This is a genomic window from Candidatus Zixiibacteriota bacterium, assembly GCA_034439475.1.
Classification (GTDB): Bacteria; Zixibacteria; MSB-5A5; order GN15; family FEB-12; genus JAWXAN01.
Window position 1 is genome coordinate 14,516 of the sequence record JAWXAN010000079.1, and the last position, 12,721, is coordinate 27,236.

Annotated in this window: 9 protein-coding genes; all 9 read right to left on the bottom strand. The window is 49.0% G+C overall.

The window, feature by feature from the left end:
- Positions 1 to 351: 351 nt before the first annotated feature.
- Positions 352 to 765, bottom strand: coding sequence for a hypothetical protein (locus tag SGI97_11285; GenBank protein MDZ4724462.1), 414 nt, complete (start codon positions 763 to 765; stop codon positions 352 to 354).
- Between the two features lie 158 nt (positions 766 to 923).
- Positions 924 to 2,513 carry an amidase gene (locus SGI97_11290; GenBank protein ID MDZ4724463.1) on the bottom strand — a complete coding sequence of 530 codons (1,590 nt, stop codon included), beginning with the start codon at positions 2,511 to 2,513 and terminating at the stop codon, positions 924 to 926.
- A 143-nt stretch (positions 2,514 to 2,656) separates the two neighbouring features.
- Positions 2,657 to 3,811, bottom strand: coding sequence for a deoxyguanosinetriphosphate triphosphohydrolase (locus SGI97_11295; protein MDZ4724464.1), 1,155 nt, complete (start codon positions 3,809 to 3,811; stop codon positions 2,657 to 2,659).
- Positions 3,808 to 4,659, bottom strand: coding sequence for a hypothetical protein (locus SGI97_11300; protein ID MDZ4724465.1), 852 nt, complete (start codon positions 4,657 to 4,659; stop codon positions 3,808 to 3,810). The genes SGI97_11295 and SGI97_11300 overlap by 4 nt, the downstream gene beginning before the upstream one ends.
- A complete protein-coding gene (locus tag SGI97_11305; GenBank protein MDZ4724466.1) occupies positions 4,656 to 6,281 on the bottom strand; it encodes a lamin tail domain-containing protein in 1,626 nt (541 codons plus the stop codon). The genes SGI97_11300 and SGI97_11305 overlap by 4 nt, the downstream gene beginning before the upstream one ends.
- Positions 6,278 to 7,945 (bottom strand): hypothetical protein, encoded by a 1,668-nt coding sequence (locus tag SGI97_11310; protein ID MDZ4724467.1) that lies wholly within the window; start codon positions 7,943 to 7,945, stop codon positions 6,278 to 6,280. The genes SGI97_11305 and SGI97_11310 overlap by 4 nt, the downstream gene beginning before the upstream one ends.
- A 16-nt stretch (positions 7,946 to 7,961) precedes the next feature.
- Positions 7,962 to 9,386 (bottom strand): sigma-54 dependent transcriptional regulator, encoded by a 1,425-nt coding sequence (locus SGI97_11315; protein ID MDZ4724468.1) that lies wholly within the window; start codon positions 9,384 to 9,386, stop codon positions 7,962 to 7,964.
- Between the two features lie 41 nt (positions 9,387 to 9,427).
- A complete protein-coding gene (gene rnr, locus SGI97_11320; protein ID MDZ4724469.1) occupies positions 9,428 to 11,647 on the bottom strand; it encodes a ribonuclease R in 2,220 nt (739 codons plus the stop codon).
- A 339-nt stretch (positions 11,648 to 11,986) separates the two neighbouring features.
- Positions 11,987 to 12,460: an Rrf2 family transcriptional regulator gene (locus SGI97_11325; GenBank protein MDZ4724470.1), complete on the bottom strand. Its 474-nt coding sequence runs from the start codon at positions 12,458 to 12,460 to the stop codon at positions 11,987 to 11,989.
- Positions 12,461 to 12,721: the final 261 nt, after the last annotated feature.

Sequence of the window (12,721 nt, forward strand, 5' to 3'; positions counted from 1 at the left end):
CTGTAAAGTAGAACAGCAAAAATCAGACTTGGGCACGTTTTCGGGAAGATGACTTTCGCTTCCGGATTGTGGACTCTCGGGAACACAGCGCTCGCTTGCACAACAGTCGGATTCCGGAGATGGCGGGGTAAAGTGATGGGAGCATAAACAACGCGTGGCAGAAAATGAAAATACCGCGATCAGGATAAAGAGTATTTTTAATTGTCGTAAAGCGCTAAGCATACTGTATTATCATCGTCAAAAGGTCTCAACTTGTCAATAGCCAAAAGTCATAATGTCTGTATTGCTTATCTTTAACTCCCTTATCGCAACGAAGTTCCATCGCTGCATTTTGTCAATAAAGCGCCGTTTTTAGACCTTCGGCGGACTTAAAAGCCCTCGTGCACCTGCAAATCTCTCCGATAAAGTGCTGTCAGGCGCCCTTCTTCGTCGGACTTGAAAGCCTTCGCCTGACAGTTCATACTTAGGCACGTCATTGCGAGTTTCGCTTCTGAGTCCGCCGCGGCGGATGGCAATCTCATATTCTTCTTCGCTAATGTCATTCCGGCGCAGGCCGGAAACCAGATATTCTTCTTCGTGCCGGTGGGAGCGGCGGACGGTCTGATCCTTTACTCCTGTAGCCCACCCAACGGGTGGGTTTTTATATGCCCAGTGTGAGAACCAACTGTTTGATGAAATATACTGCGGGGCATCCGCCGCGGTGGAGAATCCATCTTTGTCTTTTTCGTGCAGGCCGTCTCTGGCCTGCACCAACAATAAGATCACACCGTCCGCCACGGCGCGGAGTGTGGTACAAGAATCAAAGTCAACTTAGCCTGCCCGTCGTTGCGAGAAGCGGATTCTTATCCACGACGTGGCAATCTCAGTTCAGCTTCGTCCTTAGCGTCGGTCGGAGACGCCCGACACCGCATAAACTCCCACTCCTAAAACTTCCCGCTAAACCGTTCTGGATGTCTAAGATGAAAATCAGTTGCATCCTGATATTTCTTGGCAACCGCAAGCAACGTCGCCTCGCCGTATAACCGCCCGATCAAACATATAGAGACCGGATTCCCGGTACTGTCAAATCCATTCGGCAAAACAACACAGGGATGGCCGGTCAGATTGGTCATGAGCAAATTATTTCCTTCAAACGATGGCGCGATATACAAATCGACCGAATCCATAATTAACGCCATCGAATCGATTACCATCGTGCGCAATCTGTTTGCCTGAATATACTCCACCGCGGGAATAAATCGCGCCCCCCGAAAAACATTCGGCCATGCATTTTTAATCTGACGAACCATGAGCGTGTCATTGTTGGAACGGGTCAAGTCATCAAATGCCGATGCGGCTTCGGCTGTCAATATCAAAGACATCGCATCAATCGGATAATTAGGCAAACTAATAGCTTTCAGCCGAGCCCCGAGATCACGCAGTGTTTTCAAAGCAGATTTATTGAAAGAGGCATAGGAGCTGTCATTATTGAAGTCATCTTTCAGAAAGCCGATCTTCAATTGTTTTATATCAATCGACGGGTCATAATTAAAAGGGATGTCGACTGCTGAAGGATCTTTGGCTCTCCTATTATTTCCTATCGATGTCCCATGAATGGCATCCAATACTATCGCGCAGTCTTCTACCGTGCGGCAGATTGGGCCAAGTTTATCCATCGACCAACTGAGCGCCATCGCTCCGGCGCGGCTGACTCTTCCGTAGGTGGGCCGAAGTCCCGTTGTCCCGCAGACGGTCGACGGAGAAACAATTGAGCCCCATGTTTCTGAACCGATAGCAAACGGCACAAGTCCCGCGGAGACAGCCGATGCCGATCCGGCCGAGGAACCGCTTGAGCCTGAATCCGGCTGCCAGGGATTGCGAGTGGTTCCGCCGAACCAGACATCCCCCCATGCAAGTTCGCCGAGAGAGAGTTTGGCGACGAGAACCGCTCCGGCCTGATTGAGCTTGGCGATGACATCGGCATCGTGCGCAAAGGTCTGAGTTTTATAGATGTTCGAGCCCCATGATGTCGGGTAGCCTTTGACCGACAATAAATCTTTGGCTCCGTAAGGGATGCCATGCAACAATCCCCGATATGTGCCTGCGGCAATTTCTGAATCGGCGGCTACGGCCTGACGTAGGGCAAGGTCCTCGGTAAGTGTGACGACACAATGTAGAACAGAATCAAAGCGTTTGAGCCGAGCGAGACATACTTTTGTAAGCTCGACCGATGTCAGGCGTTTTGTTTTTATCAGTTCAGCTAAATCACGTACCGAGAGATAGGCAAGCTTGCTCTCGTTCAATTCTCCCGAGATTTGCCCCGCGGGCGACCAGGCTATTTTATGATATGTTGTCTCGGATGTGAAACCATTTGGTAGAGGATTAAATTGCATTGCGGGCACAATACTGTTCGGGATGGTGATTGAGCGAATTTTTTTATACGCATCGAGATAGTCATCGAGGTCGGTGAGCATGCTGTCACGTTCTTTTGGATCGAACTGGAGACCGATGAGCGTTTCGGTCTGCTCGACCATTGGAGCTTTTACTGTTGTGCTGTCGTCTGCGGCCTTCCCAGATTCTGAACCTACGCCAGTAACAATAAAGAGCGCGAGCAGACAGAAGTTGATACCTGTGTGCAGGCACTGAATCTCATTCGAAATGACACCTAAAAATCTTTTTATACCTTTAACTCCTCAGATAATTTCTCTGCATACCGATCGGTCATCCCGGCGATATAATCAGCAACGACAATTTCCTTTTCTTCAGTCAGAAGCATCTCTTTGAACCGGGCAGGCATTCGCTCAGGCGCATCCGAGAGCTTGCCATAGAGGGTTGTCAGAATCTTCCGCGAGCGATCGGACAGTTCTATAAGTGTCGGATGCCGGTAGAGCCGTTTGCCAAGAAACTGTTTCAACTCTTTCACCCGGTCAGCTGTCGTGGCGGAGTATCGGCATATCTTTTCCGTTGACCGTCTCAGCGTATCAGTATCAGTAATTTCGGCGTTTTCAATTTGCCGCTCGGTTTCATCAAGTACATCGGTTGCGAGCCTGTCGACAAGCCAACGCACCAGAGCGTGACGTTTTTGGTCAGGCGCGAGCGATGACAGGCGCAGACTCTTGTCAAAGGGCCCAATTCGTTCAGGGTGCGAGAGCCAAATCGAGAGGTCACGAAGGTCATCGATTGAAATAAGACCGGCGCGGACGCCATCGTCTATATCGTGGGCGCTGTAGGCGATTTCGTCGACAATATCAACAAGCGATGCTTCAAGTGTTGGCCGCAGTTCCGGCGAGAATTCTTTTGGGATTGATTTATGCGTGCTCTCGTGCTTTACAATTCCTTCACGAACCTCGTAAGATAAATTGAGTCCTGGATGTTCAGGATAGCGTTGCTCGAGCAGATCGACAACGCGCAAAGACTGCAAATTATGATAAAACCCGCCATAGCCGGTCATAAGCTCATTTAACGCTTCCTCGCCGGAATGTCCAAACGGGGTATGGCCCAAATCATGCACCAGCGCGATTGCTTCGGTAAGGTCTTCGTTCAGCCGTAAATTTCTCGCGAGGGTGCGGCTAATTTGCGCGACTTCCATTGTATGCGTGAGCCTTGTACGGAAATGATCCCCTTCATGGGGAAGAAAAACCTGTGTCTTGTATTCCATCCGCCGAAAGGCAGAACAGTGAACAATCCTGTCACGGTCGCGTTGAAATGAAGTCCTATACGCATGTTCTGCCATGGGATATACTCTGCCGCGTGATGCTGATGCCAGCGATGCGTAAGGTGCGAGTTCCCGCTCCTCCCGCGCTTCAATTTCAACTCGTCCCAGCAGGCTCATTCCCAATCCTCCGTCTGCTTTGTCCTTTGTCCGTACCCCAGACTGATTGCATGGCTGAAGCCGAGAACAGGATGTATGGCTGTCGCATAACCAAATCTGATTCCGCCCAACCCTAAATCAAATCCGGCCCCATATTCGAACGGCTTGCTAATAAATCCCCAATGGACGGCGGCCTCGTCGGCAATCTGAATTCTCTGCCCGAGCGAAAATCGCGGACTCTGGAATTTCTCAACTCTGAGTCGTCCTGTAAATGAAAAAGACTTCGCTGCATTAAATTGCGCGTATAGCGAACCGGTCGGTTCGGTCTTTTGTGCGCCGTCATAAAGCTTGGGCGAAGTCAGGTTGTCGGTTTCGAGCGCCAAATAGAGCATGCTGACGCGATTTCGGTAGGCCGCACCCAAGCCGAACGTTGCCGTCCTGAACGACCCTTTGTCATTCCCGATCTCGACCATCATCGCCGACAATGTCGCCGAAAAGACCCATCGCTCATGATTATATCCCATCAATCCCCTAATAATCCTCTCGCTGTACAGGTCGCTCTTCCCGAATTGAGACAGGCCAAGACCAAACGTAATATTATTTACACGATAGCCAGCCGAAAGAATTAGTTGGTCTAACTCGCTCAATTCATACGTCCGCAAATAACCGCTTTCAAATTTCCAGATGCCCCTTGCAAGAAACGCCGGAACATTGACGAGCGTCGAAGCGGTCGGCTCCGAAAGTATAACTGACCGGCCAAGTCCAAACGATTGCGGATTAAATAGCTCATAAGCCAATGCCGATTTCGTAATAACTCCGCTGAACACACCGGCCATAAGGAGATGAAAAATAAATTGCCAACTTTTCATCTTGCGATAACCGCTGTCTGTTTTATTGACTCGACCCCTTCGGCCTCAAAATATATTATATATATTCCAATAGGCTGACGCCGCCCATTTTCATTCGTCCCATCCCACTCATATTGCCCGCGAAAATCAGCATCGTTATCAAGTAACGTGCGCACTATTCGTCCCTGCCGGTCGTAAATTTTCAACGAATACGATGACGCCTCAGGCGGATTGATCGTGATAGTAAGCATATCATAGACTCCATCCCCATCGGGCGTAAAAATCCTCGGTTCGAGCTTTATCGAAAGTTCATTACTTGAATCGGCGGTAAAGAGCACAACATTCATTTCCCCCGGTGTCCCGCCATTAGGCTCTGAGCGTCCCCAGTCGTTTTCCCGTCCAAGAGTCTCTCCTCGGCTCCACGTTGCATTGTCATCCCAGCTATTTGTGTAAGTGAAGCGGTACACTTCAAAGCCGTACGGATCGACAAGCCGGACAATATCGCTTGCTTCATTCAGCGATGGCCAACTCGGCGGTTCAATTGTCTGGCTTGGAATATTTGGATAAAAAACCAGCATGTTGCTGAGATTTTGACAGGCAACAACATACTCTCCGGGCGGAATCACTATAGATGTCGGACTTAAAACGCGAAGGTCAAGCGCGTCGCCGAGCTGCCATCCCGCAAGATCGACTGAGTCATTTGATAGCAGGCTCTTAAGTTCTACCCACTCACTGAAAAGGGCGCCGGTTGGATTTGCCAAAAATTCATTCAGCTGCAACGGCGGAAAGAGATTGCCCGTAACGACCGCATCCATTCGATTATTTCTGTTTCGCGGGTCGCTGTTTACCGAAGCCCCAATGTACTGATGGATGCCATTGACCATTATGGTTTGCGAAGCCAAAGTATTGAATCCCGGATCAACTGGCGGCAGCGGCACTGAAATAATTTCAGCCCCTTCAAATGATGGGATAAGCGAATCTGCAAAAAATAGCCTGAGACTCCCGCCAGTCACTTGTTGCGGGCTCTTATTCGCAATAGTCACTGCGACTCTCGCGGCTCCAGTGTCAGGGGTGACCTGCACACTGATTACAGCCAGATCATCAACGACAAGTGTGAGAGAATTAATAAATCCCGGTGTCGAGCCAATTCTGTCGATCGATTGAGAAACAACAGCCAATGCCGGATTGACTCGCTCCCACGAATAGCCGTCTATACCCGCGGCATTCCACTTTAGAGTTGATATAAGCGTCGCGCCAAAAAATAACGAGACCGAATCGATGGTGTTCGGCAGAGCAAATGATTCCTGGTAAAACCTTGTATTTGTCCATTCCGCCATCTCCGGCCAACGCGCTTTGACGGCGGCTGTATCACGGCAGACAACTGCGTACATGCGCGGCAGAAGAGTAAGACCTTGTATGGTATCGAGAGTGAGCGTCTGCGCTCCAACTCGTATGTTATACAGCTTTACATTTGTCGCCTGAATCTGGTCGTTGTAGAGTTCAAACCACTCCAACGTCTGTGTGCTGTCGGGTTCATTGGCCAGGACTTCGTTGACAATCAGACCTGCAAGAATGTGTGAGGGCCCAAAGGTCAGAATAAAAAACACGCAGACAAAAAGAACGCTAGCGTTGTGCCGTGTCACAGCGTCGCCGTCAATTCAAAAGTTGCAACGCCCTGGTTTTTCTTTACGCTGTTTGAGGCATAAGTATGACCGAGTTTGAGGGCCGCGCGAAGAGAATTGAATAGTGAGAACTCTGACCTGAAGTATCCGTTTGCTCGCTGGATGCCAACTTCATCAATAGAACTGAAATTTGTCCACAGGTCAAATGTGAGAGCCGGAGCAGGCATATAGCGTACATGCGCGAAAAGCCCAACGGTTTGTTTTGCGTTGTTGCTGCGATAACTTACCCTTTGACGAACAGACCAGCGCGGATGACCCCACCGGCTTTCTATCTGGAATGTCTGAACAAAACTTTCTTCATCGTCTGTCAACGTCTGTCCGGTTCGCATAGTCCCAAGATAATCGACACGAAGCGAAAAATCGGGGTTTAACTTTCGAATTAAGCCCAGACCTATCTGGGTGAGCGATGTATCGGCATTGTATCCCGCGCCATGCAATGAGCTTATTATCTGATAATTTTCACTCGGAGAAACAATTCCCTTAAGCAGAGCCCCTTTCTGATCTTTTCGCTTATCGCTAAACTCAAAGTCGACACTGTCAAGAGTTGTCGTGTGCCTAAGTGGAGCGCTTCTTCCGCCCCCCGATAGATCCTGCCAGCGATCTCCATAAAACCAGCCTGCGTATTGAAACTGAATCCGCTCATTCTGATGAATACCCTCAACCAAAGCCGCACCATCGGTGACATACCCCCCACGGTCATTGATACTTCCAGCTTGGCCCGTTAATTCAAGCGCGGTGTAGCCCGATGGGTAGTCAAAATGTCCTGTGAGTCCCAGTTTTGAATTATTGAACGCCGTCGCGGTTTGTCGATTGTGGCCAACCCTTCGGTCAGCCAAATGGTTGAGGCCGAACTGCAAGCCCGTTGTGAGGTCATTAATTTTGCGAGAAGCGATAGTTCCAAACGTCAGGAGCGTATGCTCTGCGCCTCGGTTATACGAAATCATTGCTTCACTGGCGACGTCATCAGCCAGAGCCGCTATGTACAATCCGTTAAAACCGCCGAAGTCCGGAAAGAGAATCGACTCATCATCGAGCTTATCCGAATATTGAAATAGTTTCCCCCTATAGCCGATGATACTCCCCAGACCAAACTGCTCGATGAAATTGCCGATTTTGACAGTGTGCACTGAGCGCGTGTCATGATATTCAAATGAGCGAAAGGTAACCCGTTCAACACCCGAGTATTCTTTGTATAGTTGCCCTTTAGCCTGCCAATGCTCACTCAGATTAACAAACCCGGAAAATCGATACCGGCCCGTTTCATTTTCATTCAGTTGCTCAGAATACCTGTACGCCAACTTTCCCGTACCCGGAACAACAGGCGCGACAAATCCAGTCTCCTGATCGGCTTCGCGCGAAGTTGTCCTGCCTTGAAAATACCTTTGCGAAAGGCCAAGATTCGGAATCTGATGCAGCAGATACGAGTGACTTGAATCAACTCCAAAGAGTTGAATCTCCTGAATAAGCAGATACTGCTCGTAATCTATCTCCCCTGAGAGGAAAGCTTCGAGAAGCTCATCTTCCGATGGATAGACATCCAGCGACAGCCCTTGAGCGAAAATTGTCTCCGATATAAAGAGAAAGCTGAGCAGACATACAATACATAGAATAAATTTCAATTTCATGATGGCTATCATTTTCTCAACTCAGATTATACTTGGTAAGTTTCCTATAGAGCGTGCGCTCGCCTATACCCAGTCGTCGTGCGGCCTCTTTGCGATTCCCATTGGTTTCGGCCAAAGACTTAGCAATAAGCGTTTTTTCCATCCCATCCATCGTCGATGTCGTTTCCACGCTCATACCCGTCGCGTGGTTGTTATACCCGGAGTTTTGGCTGGGCAGATTTGACGTTATCAGATCACGAAGAGTCCGCACTTCGTTACCCAATGAGAGTATAGCCCGGTACATCAACTCCTGCCCCGCTGCCTCCACTGTCCGGCCTGTGGCGACCGGCAGATGTGTCGAAGTTGAACGCTGTTCATCAAGAAAACGCTCGACATCTTCAGCCCTCACCAGACCGGGCGGTTTCAGGGCCGCCATTCGAAGTGCAAAATTTTTCAGCTGTCGAATATTACCGGGCCAATCATAGCGGCCAAGCAATTCCAAAGCAGACTCGGCGCACTGCAAATCAGGCTCATCTCGCCAAAAATATTCAAGCAACGGCTGTATATCCTGTTTGCGGTTAAGCAGAGGCGGCAGAATGATTTTTACAACACCAATACGAAAGTACAAATCCTCCCGAAACTGACGCTCGGAAATTGCTTCCGTAAGGTCCCGATTTGTCGCCGCCACTACCCGCACATTGGCGCGTTTGGGACTGGATGACCCCACTGGGTAATACGCGCCGTCTTCAAGCACACGAAGCAGCTTCACCTGCATATCCGGTTTTGTTTCGCCAATTTCATCGAGGAAGATAGTGCCACCTTCAGCCTTATGAAACAGCCCATCCCGTTTTCCGACCGAACCTGTGAAGGCTCCCTTTTCATGCCCAAACAGCTCTGATTCTAAAATTCCCTCAGCCAATGCACCGCAGTTGATTGCCACAAACGGATTCTTTGAGCGGGTTGAGTCGGCATGGAGTGCTTTGGCGACAAGTTCTTTACCTGAACCAGAAGGACCAACGATGAGCACCGAGATATCGCTTGGGGCAACTCGGGAGATTGTCCGCGCAAGAACCTTCATCAATGGCGAGCGGGATACTATCCCATATGATTTCAGCAGTTCACCGTCGGCGAGAATCTGCTTTATTTTATCTGCCAATCCCTTTTGATCGAGGTCCACAGATATCGAACCATCGAAATGAGGATAGGGAGGATCGACTCTTTCGACATCTGAAACCTGCCAGATTTCAGTTAGGCCGTTATGCCTGCGAAGTCTCAGTGCGACTGAAGGCGTGACCTCATGCCGATTCCGCCCCACAATAATGAGATCGATCTTCTGTTCTTTGACCAATTGATATATTTCTGCGAGTTCAGCGGCGAGTGTGCCGAGCCTTTCCCACTTAATCCCGCTTCGATCAAATGAATCTCGGTCGGCTAAAACTGCTACTTGAAGAAGGCTATTCATGGTCTAACCCGAATATGCGAGTATGCACGCTTTCGAAATCTCTACTTCTTTTTCTTCCCGCGATGTTTGAGCGCTTTCGGTGGCCCCGACCTTTTTTTGGCCGGATGCGGGAAGGCGGCCGATTTGGTTATCTTTGTTTTGGGTCTTGTCTGTGTCTCTGGTTCTGTCACAAGGGCGAGATCAATCTCATTTCGTGTCACATCCACTTTCAAAATGCTGACCCGCACCGGATCCGCCATGCGAAAACTCCGCTTATTGCGACGGCCAACAAGCCGGTAATGCTTCTCATCATGAATATAGTAGTCATCGTCGATGGTCGATACTCTCACCAAACCTTCCACGCCCATATTTTTTAGCCGAACAAAAAAACCGAACGGCATCACACCCGAGATAACGCCGTCATATTCCTGACCGACATGTTTGGCCATAAAGGCGACTTGTTTAATTTTTATCGCCTGACGTTCCGCGGCTTCTGCCACGCGCTCGGTGTCTGAGGTCTGCTTGCTTACAGAATCGATTATAGATCCGACTTTTTTCGCAAGCGGTCCCGGATACGGCCCGCGCCTCAGGTGGCGGGTGAGCCGGTGTACAAGCAAATCGGCGTATCGCCGTATGGGCGATGTAAAATGGGTGTAATGCAAAAAGGCCAGCCCGAAATGCCCGATATTGTCACGCTGGTACACAGCTTTTTTCATCGAGCGAAGCATCAGTTCATTGATAAACTCCGACTCAGGGGAATCGGCAATGCTTTCGAGAAAACGCGCAAACTGCACCGGCCGCATTGTGGGCGAAACCGGAAAGCTCTTACCAAGCCGTTCCATTGTCTCAGAAAAGGTCTGGAGTGTCTCAAGTGACGGCTTGTCATGGACGCGATAAATAAACGGCATCGCCATTCGAAAGGCCTGTATTGCCACAGCCCGATTCGCGGCCAGCATGAACTCTTCGATGAGCCGATGTGACTCAAGCCGGACTTTGTTGACCAGATCGAGCACTTCCCCATTTTCGTTGAGTATAATTTTTGATTCCGGCAAATCGAAATCGAGCGAACCCTCGGAGAAGCGACGTTTACTTAGTAATGTTGCCAGTTGTCTGGCAAGAAAAAGATTGTCGGCGACTTCTTCCGTTATCTCGGTCACCTCTTTAGTATTATCAAAAAAATCCTGTACCTGTTCATACGAAAGCTTGGCCTTAGACTGAATAACGGTGTCGGCCATTTTCCATGTCAGCAATTTCCCCTTGGTGTCAAAATCCAGAAAAATTGAGTGGGCGAGCCGCTTTCGATTTGGTTTCAGAGAGCAGACATCGTTTGAAAGCGCTTCAGGAAGCATGGGTACCACCAAACCAGGGAGATAGACCGAGTTTCCGCGAAGCATGGCTTCTTTGTCGAGTGCGGAGCCTTCCTCGACAAAATATGCAACATCGGCTATATGAACACCAAGCCGAAAACCGCCATCAATTTTTATAACCGATACAGCATCGTCATGGTCTTTCGCGTCGAAGGGGTCAATTGTGTAAATGCACTCATTGGTCAGATCAAGCCGGTCAGCCATTGACACATCTGAAAGTTTTGCTGATGCCTGTTCGGCTTCGGCGATGACATCGGCTGGAAACTGCTCAGGAAGCCCAAAGCTTTTGATGACAGTGAGCATATCGACCCCGGGCGCATTTGGCAGTCCGAGTATCTCTACAATTTTCCCTTCGGGATTGAGATATGGGTCATCCCATGCCGTGAGCACCGCAACAACCTTCTGGCCGTCTTTCGCGCCAAGCGTCTCGGATTCATGAATGTAGATGTCGCGGTGTAATTTGGGATTGTCCGGAACGATGTAATTGAAGAGCCGTACCTGTTTGAACAGGCCGACTATATTTCGCGGAGTACGTTCGACAACTTTGATGATTTCACCGCTTTGTCTTTCGCCGACGAAGCCGCGAAGCCGGACCATCACTTTATCGCCATCAAGAGCGGTAAATAGCATAGTCGGTGGAATGAGAATATCCTCTTCAACCCCTTCCCGCATCAGAAATCCGGTTCCGTTGCGAGAGAGTGAAAGTTTCCCCACCATAATATTCATTTCGTCGGCAACACCGATCCTCGAGCGATTCAGATTTACCAAATCTCCGCTGTCCAGCAATGACTTAATCGTTTTACGGAACTGAGTATACTCCGAGCTGTCAATATCAAGAGCCTTAGCCAACTCCTTGATTTTCATCGGGTGGGACGTTTTACTTTTGATAAACTCAAGTATCTCTTCGCGATTCATATCCTAAAAAAATAGTAGAGATTGACTGCAATGTCAAGCAAGTCTGGCATATTTCCGCCACTTTGGCAGTTGCACATTTATTGGGCATGAGACTGGAATTGCTGTGCACAAAAAGAGTGCATGAAAATTCGGTCATTTTTTTTTTGCTAATATATTTTCAGTGAGCTTGTGATTAACAAGTTCGAAATTATTGTGGGGGGTGCATAAAAATGTAAGACATGAAAAACCCACCGTCCGCCGTGGCGGAGTGGGGTACACGGTTCACAAAAAAAGAAAACAGCCATTTCGGTAGTAGTGTCCTACTCCCGAAATGGCTGAAAAATTAAAGACTTAAGCGAATTATTCGAGCGAATTATTCGATCTGCTCATTTGAGTTGTGATTCGGCCCGGGGCCATAGTCACATTGTGCACATGCTGGCCCAAGTGGTCAATCGTAATAGCCTTGATCGAGTTTCTCAGAGTAAGCAGAGCCTCAGTCATAATTGTCCCTATTGATGCGCGTATCATCCCGTCGCCGACTGTATCAGCCAAGGGATCTCTCACTTCAATTGAGCCTTCGATACTTTCGACAACATCGCCAAGGCTGATTTCCTGCGCGGTTTTGCGAAGCGAAAAGCCGCCTTTGAAACCCCGATGAGCCATTACCAGCCCTGATTTGGCCAGTTGACGGAGCACCTTCATTGTCGAGTCGTACGGGATGTTATATGCCCGGGCAATCTCGGTGGAGGTTATCGAAGGTTTTTCGGGATGTTGGGACAAATAGTGAATGATGTGCACTCCGTAAATCGCGGATGCGCTGAATCCATCTAACATAATATTATCCTCACTGCAAAAAAATTGTGATTCGCGTTCCGAACTCATGCCCTCTTCTTATCGATGGAACAACGGTAAGTCTTAGTAATTTTATAGCATTTGAAAGTTGTAAAAGTTCCGCATATACGACAATGACTTATTTGGCGGCTTTGGCGGTGGAGTCTGAACCGAGAAAACGTTCTTTCTCAAGCACGACAATCTGCCCGTATTTGGCGCGGGCGAGATAAAAGGCAACAGAGAGACCAATAATCCCTCCGCCGA